The organism is Micromonospora sp. BS32 (assembly GCF_059089345.1).
The window spans coordinates 1-381 of sequence record NZ_JBSSHR010000171.1 but is presented as its reverse complement, the minus strand read 5'-3'; the positions used below and the strand labels follow the sequence as shown (position 1 = coordinate 381).

Below are 381 nucleotides of genomic sequence, written 5' to 3'. Positions count from 1 at the left end.
CAGCCGCCGGCACGGCAAGCGCTTCGTCGCGCTGGACGACGCCGAGCCGCTGATCTGCCGCGCCGCCGACGGGAGCCTGTACTTCGGGCTGGAACGCGAATGACGCGCCCGGTCCCTTTCACCTCCCCCTGCCCCTTCCTCTCCCGATTCGCCTCCCGAATTCCCCGACTCCCAAACCAGGAGTTCCGATGACCGATGTGATCACCGCCAGGCGCTCCCTGTACGACGCGGACCACGAGGCCCTGCGGGACACGGTGCGCGCCTTCGTGAGCAAGCACGCCGTACCGCACGCCGACCGGTGGCGGCAGCAGGGCAGGGTCGACCGCTGGCTGTTCAAGGAGGCCGCCAGGGCGGGCATCCTCGGCTTCTCCGTCCCCGAGG

The 381-nt window shown here is 70.6% G+C and carries 1 protein-coding gene; it reads left to right on the top strand.

Annotation, left to right across the window (positions count from 1 at the left end; all coding sequences use genetic code 11):
* Positions 1 to 188 precede the first annotated feature (188 nt).
* On the top strand, positions 189 to 381 hold a 193-nt coding region (locus tag AC5RWQ_RS30765; protein WP_494286095.1), incomplete at its 3' end, for an acyl-CoA dehydrogenase family protein.